The organism is Burkholderia sp. (genome assembly GCF_018375725.1).
In the GTDB taxonomy this organism is placed as follows: Bacteria; Pseudomonadota; Gammaproteobacteria; order Burkholderiales; family Burkholderiaceae; genus Burkholderia.
Genome location: NZ_JAHACR010000176.1, coordinates 1 through 8,779 on the forward strand (window position 1 = coordinate 1; position 8,779 = coordinate 8,779).

10 protein-coding genes are annotated in these 8,779 nt (G+C 66.9%); 1 reads left to right on the forward strand and 9 read right to left on the reverse strand.

The genetic code is table 11. From position 1 onward, the window contains the following. On the forward strand, positions 1 to 763 hold a 763-nt coding region (locus tag KH616_RS16885), incomplete at its 5' end, for an endonuclease/exonuclease/phosphatase family protein (protein WP_292248412.1). A gap of 9 nt (positions 764 to 772) precedes the next feature. Here the strand turns inward: KH616_RS16885 and KH616_RS16890 are convergent. The 9 genes from KH616_RS16890 to KH616_RS16930 all read right to left on the reverse strand — a co-directional run. After that, positions 773 to 1,549, reverse strand: coding sequence for a 3'-5' exonuclease (locus tag KH616_RS16890; RefSeq protein WP_292248415.1), 777 nt, complete (start codon positions 1,547 to 1,549; stop codon positions 773 to 775). Positions 1,550 to 1,552: 3 nt separating this feature from the next. Then, a complete protein-coding gene (gene rpoS / locus KH616_RS16895) occupies positions 1,553 to 2,650 on the reverse strand; it encodes an RNA polymerase sigma factor RpoS (RefSeq protein WP_292248417.1) in 1,098 nt (365 codons plus the stop codon). Between the two features lie 11 nt (positions 2,651 to 2,661). Beyond that, a complete protein-coding gene (locus KH616_RS16900) occupies positions 2,662 to 3,516 on the reverse strand; it encodes a peptidoglycan DD-metalloendopeptidase family protein (protein WP_292248437.1) in 855 nt (284 codons plus the stop codon). A 5-nt stretch (positions 3,517 to 3,521) separates the two neighbouring features. After that, a complete protein-coding gene (locus KH616_RS16905) occupies positions 3,522 to 4,496 on the reverse strand; it encodes a protein-L-isoaspartate(D-aspartate) O-methyltransferase (RefSeq protein WP_292248419.1) in 975 nt (324 codons plus the stop codon). Next, positions 4,493 to 5,254, reverse strand: a complete 762-nt coding sequence (gene surE, locus KH616_RS16910; RefSeq protein ID WP_292248422.1) for a 5'/3'-nucleotidase SurE — start codon at positions 5,252 to 5,254, stop codon at positions 4,493 to 4,495. Before surE ends, KH616_RS16905 begins: the two co-directional genes overlap by 4 nt. 105 nt (positions 5,255 to 5,359) lie before the next feature. Next, complete coding sequence (locus KH616_RS16915; RefSeq protein WP_292248424.1) at positions 5,360 to 6,565, reverse strand: CaiB/BaiF CoA-transferase family protein; 1,206 nt, start codon at positions 6,563 to 6,565, stop codon at positions 5,360 to 5,362. A gap of 54 nt (positions 6,566 to 6,619) precedes the next feature. Beyond that, the gene (recR, locus tag KH616_RS16920) at positions 6,620 to 7,216 is read right to left on the reverse strand and encodes a recombination mediator RecR (protein ID WP_292248427.1); all 597 of its coding nucleotides are present in this window, start codon (positions 7,214 to 7,216) and stop codon (positions 6,620 to 6,622) included. Positions 7,217 to 7,248: 32 nt separating this feature from the next. Then, positions 7,249 to 7,575 carry a YbaB/EbfC family nucleoid-associated protein gene (locus KH616_RS16925; RefSeq protein WP_179404669.1) on the reverse strand — a complete coding sequence of 109 codons (327 nt, stop codon included), beginning with the start codon at positions 7,573 to 7,575 and terminating at the stop codon, positions 7,249 to 7,251. A gap of 94 nt (positions 7,576 to 7,669) precedes the next feature. Beyond that, a partial coding sequence (locus KH616_RS16930) for a DNA polymerase III subunit gamma/tau C-terminal domain-containing protein (RefSeq protein ID WP_292248434.1) occupies positions 7,670 to 8,779 on the reverse strand: 1,110 nt, incomplete at its 5' end.

Sequence of the window (8,779 nt, forward strand, 5' to 3'; positions counted from 1 at the left end):
CGACTTCGACGTGCTTTGCCTGCAGGAAGTCACACGCGGCTTCGGCGCACTACCCGGTCAGCCCGGATCGGACCAGTTCGCGGCGCTCGCGGCGCTGTTGCCTGGCTATACGATCGTCGAGGCGATCGGCGCCGACCTGCCGCCGGCCGTGCCGGGTGCGCCGCGCCGCCAGTTCGGCAACGCGCTCGCGACCCGGCTGCCGGTCGGGCGCGTGATGCGCCACGTGCTGCCATGGCCGGCCAGCGGCGACAGGCCCTCGATGCCGCGCGTTGCGCTCGAAGCCGAGTTGCCGACCGCGTTCGGCCCGGTGCGCGTGACCGTGACCCATCTCGAATATTATTCCGCGCAACAGCGGCGTGCACAGGTGGAAGCGCTGCGTGACCGCCATCGCGAGGCCTGCGCACATGCCGATCGTCCTGCGCGCGCGGAAAACCCGGAAGGTCCGTTCAGCGCGACCGGCCAGCCGCGCGATGCGATCGTCTGCGGCGACTTCAACAGCGCATACGGCAGCGACGCATACCGTCAATTTCTGGCGCCGCTCGGCAGCGCGCCAGGCTTCGTCGACGCATGGGCGGCGCTGCACCCGGAACGCACGCCGCCGCCGACAGCCGGCGTCTACGATACGGTGCAATGGTCTGAAGGACCGCTGACGTGCGACTTCGTGTTCGTCACCGAGACGCTGCTGCCACGCGTCACGCGTTGCGAGATCGATGGCGATGTGCGCGCCTCCGACCACCAGCCGATCGTGCTCGAGCTGGACTGAAGGCGCACGTTACGCGTCGAATGCGGCGAGATACTCGGCCCAGTGCGGCGCCGGCTCCTGCACCAGCGCGTTCTTGACGAGCAGGATCTCGTCCTCGTATTCCTTCGCCGTCAGGCCCCCGCGCATCAGCTGGAAGCGACAATAAAGCAGATAGGTGTTGACGACGTCGGTTTCGCAGTAGTTGCGGATCTCGTCGATCCGCCCTGCCTGAAACGCGGCCCATACCTGGCTCCCGTCCATCCCGAGCTTGCCCGGAAAACCGCACAGCTTCGCCAGCGCATCGAGCGGCGCATTCGCGCGCGCCTGATACATCGCGAGCACGTCCATCAGGTCGGTATGCCGCGAGTGGTAACGCGAAATGTAGTTGTTCCACTTGAAATCGCGGTCGTCCTCGCCGAGATCCCAGTATCGCGATGCGGGAATGCCATGAATGAGCGCCCGGTAATGCAGCACCGGCAGGTCGAATCCGCCGCCGTTCCACGACACGAGCTGCGGCGTGTATTTCTCGATCACGCGGTAGAACGACTGGATCAGCGCCGCTTCGCCGTCCCCCGGTGCACCGAGCGAGCGCACGCGAAAACCGTTGGTGTCCCGGAATACGCATGAAATCGCCGCGATGCGCTGCAGGTGATGCGGCAGAAAATCGCTGCCCGTCTTCTCCCGGCGCGCGGCGAATGCGTGTTCGGCCACCGCGGCATCGTCGAGTGCGGCGGGCAGATCATCGAGACGGCGAATGCCGTCGACATCGGGAATTGTCTCGATGTCAAAAACCAGAATCGGAGTCATCTGTTACAGGACGGCGTCCTTGCGAACGCCGTTGGAGGCGAAGAACCGCTTGAGGCGCACCAGCGCTTCCTGCTGGATTTGCCGCACGCGCTCGCGCGTCAGGCCCATTTCGTCCGCGAGTTCCTCGAGCGTTGCCGGCTCGATGTGATTCAGGCCGAAGCGACGCTCGATCACGTGCCGGTGCTTGTCGGACAGACGCGACAGCCACGCACGCGTCAGCGTCTCGAGTTCACGGTGCTGCACTTCGGCGTCCGGCGACTGGCTCTGGTCGTCGGGCAGCAAGTCGAGCAGGCTGCTCGCCGGATCGAGGTCGAGCGGCGCGTCGAGCGACGCGGTGTGTTCATTGAGCGCGAGGATGTCGGTCACTTCCTCTGCGGTCTTGCCGGTGAGATAGGCGATGTCGTCGATACTGGCTTCGCGGCGGTCCGCCGCTTCGCCCGTCGACATCGAGTTCTTTTCGAGGTGGCGCTTCGCGCGCAGCACCTGGTTGAGTTCGCGGATCACGTGCACCGGCAGACGCACCGTGCGGGCCTGATTCATGATCGCCCGCTCGATGCTCTGCCGGATCCACCACGTCGCATAGGTCGAGAAGCGAAAGCCGCGCGTCGGATCGAATTTCTCGATCGCGTGCATCAGGCCGAGGTTGCCTTCCTCGATCAGATCGAGCAACGGCACGCCGCGATTCAGGTACCCCTTTGCAATGCTGACGACGAGCCGCAAGTTGCGCTCGATCATCACCTGGCGCGCCTCGAATTCACCCGCCTTCGCAAGACGCGAATACCGCTGCTCCTCCTCGACGGTCAAGAGCGGCTTCACGCTGATTCGATTCAGGTAATGCTGGATCGTGTCGGCGGTCAGTTCCGCCTGCAGCAGCGCGCGAAAGTCGTCCAGATCCGGCGGCGCTTCCCGCCGCGTACGTTCGCGCTCGTCGTCGCCCGCCTCCGCGTCGGTATCGGCGTCGCGCGATTCGAACTCGCGTTCGTTGTCCGCGACGTCGTCCTCGTCGTCCGTCGAAGCGCCAGCGCGCTCCACCGATGCTTGCGTGGCGCGACTGATCTTCTCAGACTCGGCTTGCGGCTCGTGGCGCTTCGATTTCGGCATGGTCGTCTCGTCTATTGAGGCGGCAAATACTTGAGCGGATCGACAGGTTTACCCTGACGGCGAACCTCGAAATGCAGCATCACGCGGTCGGCATCGCTATTACCCATCTCGGCGATTTTCTGCCCCTTCGAGACCGCGTCCCCCTCTTTTACCATCAAAGCGCGATTGTGTGCATATGCCGTGAGGTAAGTTGCATCGTGTTTGATGATAATGAGGTTGCCATAGCCGCGCAGGCCGTTGCCGGCATAGACGACACGGCCATCCGCCGCCGCCTTCACCGTCTCGCCGGCTGTGCCGCCGATATTGACACCCTTGTTCTTCGCATCGTCGAAGTTGTTCAGCACATGGCCGCGAACCGGCCATGCGAACGTCACGGGGCCGCTCGACGCGACGGTCGTGTCGGTCGCGGCCGACGACGGCGCGCTCGGCGCCATCGCGCCAGCCGTCGTCGACGGGCCGCTGCCGAGCGGCGCGGTCGCTGCCGCACCCGTCACCGGCGCCGGGGTCATTGCTGCGCCCGCCGTCGGCGCGACGCGCAGCAGCTGATCGACTTCGATCTGATTCGGATTGGCCAGATTGTTCCACGCCGCGATGTCGCGATAGTTCTGCCCGTTCTCGAGCGCGATCCGGTACAGCGTGTCGCCCGGTTTCACGCGATAGAAACCCGGCGGCGCCGGCGGGAGCGGCGCCGCGGGCAGTGCGGTGCCCGTCGTGCCGAGCGAACCCGAGCGGTCGACGACAGGCGCGTTGTCGAGCCGCGTCGCACAGGCGGCCAGAAGCGTGAACGCGGCCACACAGATCGCGCGCTGGGCGAGTGTGAACGGTACTTCCAATCGGTTGTTTTGCATCGCGCGCAACATACTCATCAGTTTCAAATCACTCCGGATTTTAAAGGGACAAAGAAAACGCGATCAAGCCGCGACTCCCGCCATTGCGCATGCGCGACGCGCTCGACGAGCGTGAGCACCTGGGGCTGCCCGCTTTGCGCGCCGACCGGCGCAACGAGCCGGCCGCCGATCGTCAGCTGTTCGAGCAGCGCCTGCGGCACGTCGAGCCCAGCCGCGGCGATCACGATCGCATCGAACGGCGCCGCCGACGGCAGGCCGACACGCCCGTCGCCGTAATGCAGGCGGATGTTCGGCACGCGCAGCGGCCGCAGATTCAGCTTCGCACGCTCATAGAGCGGCTTGATGCGTTCAATCGAATACACGTCGCGCGCCAGATGGCTCAGCACCGCAGCCTGATAGCCGCAGCCGGTGCCGATTTCCAGCACACGCTCGAGGGGACGGCCAGCCGCCGCAAGCTCGATCATCCGGGCGACGACCGACGGCTTGGAAATCGTTTGATGGTGGCCGATCGGCAATGCCGAGTCTTCGTAAGCCTGCGTTGCCAGACCGGGATCCACGAACAGGTGGCGCGGCACCGCGGCCATCGCCGCCAGCACATGCGCGTCGGCCACGCCGTTCGCGCGCAGGCGTTCGACCATCCGCTCGCGCACGCGTTCCGACGTCAGCGCAAGCGCCCCGGCCAGCGCGGGATTAAGCGCAGCAGCAGGTTTATGCGTTGTCGGCCCGGATGCGGCCGGCATGGATGAAGCGGCCTTGGGTGCGGCCGGTTTCACGACCGCCGCCCTGGACGCGGCGAATGGATCGGGAGTCTTGGGCGCAGCGGCTGCAACGCGCGGTTGCCGGTTGTCCTGCGTACGCGGCGGCGCACCCGCCGCAAGACGCTGGCGGGCTGCATCGCCCGCCGCATGGCGCTCGCCGGCCCGGCCTTCGTCCTTGCGCGGCTCGTGCTTGAGATCTTCGAGCGCAAGCGGGAATCGCTTCGCGCGCTCGCCGCTCATGAACCGAGCCCCCCGGCACGCGCCCAGTCGCGCGTCGCGGACAGCATCTGCGTATGGGTGAGGTCGAGCTGCAGCGGCGTGATCGACACGAAACCGTTTGCGACCGCGTGAAAATCGGTGCCCTCGCTCGCATCCAGCGCCGCGCCCGACGGCCCTATCCAATAGATCGGCTCGCCGCGCGGGTTGGTCTGGCGGATCACCGGCTGCGATGGATGCCGCTTGCCGAGACGCGTCACCTTCCACCCTTTCAGCTGGTCGTACGGCAGGTTCGGGATGTTGACGTTCAGCAACGGCTGGCCGGGCAACGGATTGTCGATATAGTGCTGCACGATCTCGGCCGCGACGCGCGCCGCATCGGCGAGATGCACCCAATCCTTGTCGACCAGCGAAAACGCGATGGCGGGCACGCCGAACATGATGCCTTCCGTCGCCGCGGCGACCGTGCCCGAGTAGAGCGTGTCCTCGCCGACGTTCTGGCCGTTGTTGATCCCCGACACGACGAGATCCGGCCTCGCGTCGAGCATGCCGGTCAGCGCGACGTGCACCGAATCGGTGGGCGTGCCGTTCACATAGAAGAAACCCGTACTCGCGGAGCGCTGGATCGACAGCGGCCGCGACAAGGTCAGGGAATTCGATGCGCCGCTGCAATTCTGCTCGGGCGCCATCACCGTAAGCTCGGCCAGCGGCTGCAGCGCTTCGTGAAGCGCCGCGAGACCGGGGGCGAGATAGCCGTCGTCGTTGCTGAGTAGGATTCGCATGCGGCGATTGTAACCGAGGAAAGATGGCGCGAGCGCGACAGTCCGCGGCCTGAAACGCGCAATCGCACGTCATGCGCCGCCGCGCCGCGCGGCGGCACGCGAAGGTCAGATCGCGCCTTGCTCGCGCAGCGCCGCGATCGCCTGCGCATCGTAGCCGAGGCCGCGCAGCACCTCGTCGGTATGCTCGCCGAGCGCCGGGCCGAGCCAGCGCGTTTCGCCCGGCGTCGCCGACAGTTTCGGCGTGACGTTCGGCAGCGGAATGTCGGCGCCGTCGCCGAGCTTGAAGCGCTGAATCATCTGCCGGGCGACGAATTGCGGATCGGTGAACATGTCGGCGACGCTGTAGATGCGCCCGGCCGGCACGTCCGCCGCATTCAGCACCGCGAGCGCCTCGTCGATCGTCCGCGGCGCAAGCCATGCGGCGATCGCGTCGTCGATCTCCTGCGTGCGCGGCACGCGCCCGTCGTTGTGCGCGAGCGCCGGATCGTCGGCGAGATCCGCGCGCTCGATCGCCTTCATGAGCCGCTTGAAGATCGGATCGCTGTTGCCGCCGATCACGATGCTGCCGTCACGGCACGCGTAGGTGTTCGACGGCACGATCCCCGGCAGCGACGCACCGGTGCGTTCCCGCACCATCCCGTACACGCCGTATTCCGGCACGACGCTTTCCATCATGTTGAACACGGCTTCGTACAGCGCGACATCCACGACCTGCCCCGCGCCGCCGTTCACCTTGCGATGATGAAGCGCCATCAGTGCGCCGATCACGCCATGCAGCGCGGCGATCGAATCGCCGATGGAGATGCCGATGCGCGGCGGCGGCAGATCGGGATAGCCGGTGATATGGCGCAGGCCGCCCATCGATTCCGCGATCGCGCCAAAACCCGGACGATCGCGGTACGGGCCGGTCTGGCCGTAGCCCGACAGGCGCACCATCACGAGGCCGGGATTCTCCGCGGACAAGACGTCGTAGCCGAGCCCGAGTTTTTCGAGGAGACCCGGACGGAAATTCTCGATCACGATATCGGCGTCGCGCGCGAGCTTGCGCGCGATCTCCCGGCCGTCATCGGATTTCAGGTTCAGCGTGACCGATTTCTTGTTGCGCGCCTGCACGGACCACCATAGCGACGTGCCGCCCGCCTCCGGATACAGCTTGCGCCACTTGCGCAGCGGATCGCCGCCGTTCGGATCCTCGATCTTGATGACTTCCGCGCCGAATTCGGCGAGCAGCCGCGAGGCGAACGGCCCCGCGATCAGCGTTCCGAATTCGAGCACCTTGACGCCCGCGAGCGGGCCCTGACTCGTGCTCATGGGTCTCCCTGGCATGAGGATTGGCGTCGCACGCGCAGCCGCGACGCCCACGCGTTAGATCGTGCGGCGGTCGAGCATCGCGCGGGCGATCGTGCCCGCGTCGACGTACTCGAGTTCGCCGCCGACCGGGACGCCGCGCGCGAGACGCGTCACCGCGAGCCCGCGCGCTTTCAGCGTCTGACCGAGATAGTGCGCAGTCGCCTCGCCCTCGTTCGTGAAGTTGGTCGCGAGCACGACCTCCTTCACGATGCCGTCGGACGCGCGCCGCACCAGCCGGTCGAAATGGATTTCCTTCGGGCCGATGCCGTCGAGCGGACTCAGCCGCCCCATCAGCACGAAATACAGCCCGCGATACGTCATCGTCTGCTCCAGCATGATCTGGTCGGCAGGCGTTTCGACGACGCACAGGAGTGTCGGGTCACGCTCGGCATCGCTGCAGACCTCGCAGATCTGCGCTTCCGTGAACGTGTTGCACTTCTCGCAGTGCTGCAGATGCTCGGTCGCGAACAGCAGCGACCGGCCGAGCCGCTCCGCCCCCTCCCGGTCGTGCTGCATCAGGTGGTACGCGATGCGTTGCGCGGACTTCGGCCCGACTCCCGGCAGCGCGCGCAGCGCTTCGACGAGAGCGGACAAGGCGGACGGCTGTTTCATACATTAAGCCACTGACGGTTCCGGCGCGGCGCTCAGAACGGCAGCTTGAAACCCGGGGGCAGCGGCAGGCCGGAGGTCATGCCGCTCATCTTTTCCTGCGACGTCGCTTCCGCCTTGCGGGCCGCGTCGTTGAATGCCGCGGCGACGAGATCCTCGAGCATGTCCTTGTCGTCGGCGAGCAGGCTCGGATCGATCGACACGCGACGCACTTCGTTCTTGCAGGTCATCGTCACCTTGACGAGCCCCGCGCCCGACTGCCCTTCGACTTCGATCAGCGCCAGCTGCTCCTGCATCTTCTTCATGTTCTCCTGCATTTGCTGCGCTTGCTTCATCAGTCCGGCGAGTTGGCCTTTCAACATGGTGATACTCCTTCTTGATCGTGTGAAAGCCGACACGCGGTGCGTGTCGGCCGATGTGTGTGAGCGTGATTGTGCCTGTCCCGGCGTAAATCGTTCAATGCAGCGTCGGCGATGCGCCGTCTGCCGGCACGGCGGCGTCCGCGAGCGGACGCACCGAACCTTCGACGATGTGCGCATCGAACTCGCGCACCAGCTGCTGGACGAACGGATCCGCCTGGATCTCCTGCTCCGCCTCGCGCTGGCGCGCCGCGCGCGCAGCCGCGTCGAGCGCCGCAGCGGTGCGGCGTGCCGGCCCGACTTCGACCGCCACCTCGACGGCCTTGCCGAGCAAGTCCGCGAGCGCCGCCTTCAGTTTCGCGACCTGCGCCGCATCCGCGTACTGCGGAACCGGCACCGACAGCTTGAGCGTCGTCTCATCGACGCCCGTCAGCTCGCTATTGAACGCGAGCTGATACGCGACGCCCTTGAGCGGCAGCCGCGCGGCCAGCGCCGGCCATTCGCCGTCGAAACCGATCGGATCGAGTGCGATCGCGGGCGGCAGCGGCCGCGCATCGACTGGCGCGGCCGGTCTGGCTTCCGCAGGCTTCGGCGCGATGTGCACGTCGTCCGGCCCGCTGTCGAACACCGGCACGAAACCGTCGTCAGGCGGGCCGCCGAACATCTCATCCGCGCTGAGCGGCACGTATTCGTCCGGCGGAATGTCTTCCCATGGCGGCGGCGCCTGGCGCGTTTCCGGCTGCGGCGCGCGGGCTGCCGCGCGCGGCGTCGGCACCGGCACGGCCGGGCGCGGTTCGGCCGCTTTCGCAACGGCTGGCGCCGATCCGGCAGCTGCAGTGGCGGACGGACGTGTGCGGTCGGTCGATACGCGCATGCCCGCGTTGCGCAGTACGTCGAGCGCAGCCGCCGCGCCGGATCGCGATGCCAGGCGCGGGGCAGCTTCCGACGTCATGACGCGCGGCGCGGATTCGACTGGCGGCACCGATTCGCGGCGCGGCACAGCGGCGGTGGTCGACGGCATGCCTGATGCCAGTTCGACAGATCCAGCCGCCTTGGCCGGCTGCGGCGCACCGCGGTCGGCCGCGACGACAACAGGCGCTGGCGCGACGATAGAAGTCTGGTCAGCGCCGCCGACTTGGGCTTGGGCTTGGGCTTGGGCTTGGGCTTGGGCTTGGGCTTGGGCTTGGGCTTGGGCTTGGGCTTGGGC

What these genes read in the sequence shown, in the direction of transcription:
- KH616_RS16915 (WP_292248424.1), bottom strand. Translation starts at nt 6,565, where the DNA reads ATGAGCACGAGTCAGGGCCCGCTCGCGGGCGTCAAGGTGCTCGAATTC.
- rpoS (WP_292248417.1), bottom strand. Translation starts at nt 2,650, where the DNA reads ATGCCGAAATCGAAGCGCCACGAGCCGCAAGCCGAGTCTGAGAAGATC.
- KH616_RS16890 (WP_292248415.1), bottom strand. Translation starts at nt 1,549, where the DNA reads ATGACTCCGATTCTGGTTTTTGACATCGAGACAATTCCCGATGTCGAC.
- KH616_RS16925 (WP_179404669.1), bottom strand. Translation starts at nt 7,575, where the DNA reads ATGTTGAAAGGCCAACTCGCCGGACTGATGAAGCAAGCGCAGCAAATG.
- surE (WP_292248422.1), bottom strand. Translation starts at nt 5,254, where the DNA reads ATGCGAATCCTACTCAGCAACGACGACGGCTATCTCGCCCCCGGTCTC.
- KH616_RS16900 (WP_292248437.1), bottom strand. Translation starts at nt 3,516, where the DNA reads ATGAGTATGTTGCGCGCGATGCAAAACAACCGATTGGAAGTACCGTTC.
- recR (WP_292248427.1), bottom strand. Translation starts at nt 7,216, where the DNA reads ATGAAACAGCCGTCCGCCTTGTCCGCTCTCGTCGAAGCGCTGCGCGCG.
- KH616_RS16905 (WP_292248419.1), bottom strand. Translation starts at nt 4,496, where the DNA reads ATGAGCGGCGAGCGCGCGAAGCGATTCCCGCTTGCGCTCGAAGATCTC.